This is a genomic window from Rhizobium ecuadorense (assembly GCF_001187535.1).
GTDB lineage: Bacteria > Pseudomonadota > Alphaproteobacteria > Rhizobiales > Rhizobiaceae > Rhizobium > Rhizobium ecuadorense.
The window spans coordinates 1-220 of sequence record NZ_LFIO01000705.1 but is presented as its reverse complement, the minus strand read 5'-3'; the positions used below and the strand labels follow the sequence as shown (position 1 = coordinate 220).

Here is a 220-nt window from a genome sequence, read left to right as displayed (position 1 = left end):
ATCGTCTGCTGCCAACAGAATCTCGTCGGCTTCGTCGGCATATCGCGCCAAATGGGGATGCGCCTCGATCGTCCTGTATTGCCAATAGAGCGACGATATCGGGTAATGGCGATCTTTCCGGAACCATTCCAGCGCGAGTTTGGCGCGTCCCGCGTCGAAATGGCTGAGCCCAAGAGGATTTGCAGCGGATTCGTCTCCGCCGTCATAGGCCAGCTGGTAG

The 220-nt window shown here is 57.7% G+C and carries 1 pseudogene; it reads right to left on the bottom strand.

Annotation, left to right across the window (positions count from 1 at the left end):
* A pseudogene (locus AF337_RS44370) lies at window positions 1–220 on the bottom strand (sel1 repeat family protein); the annotation flags it as partial.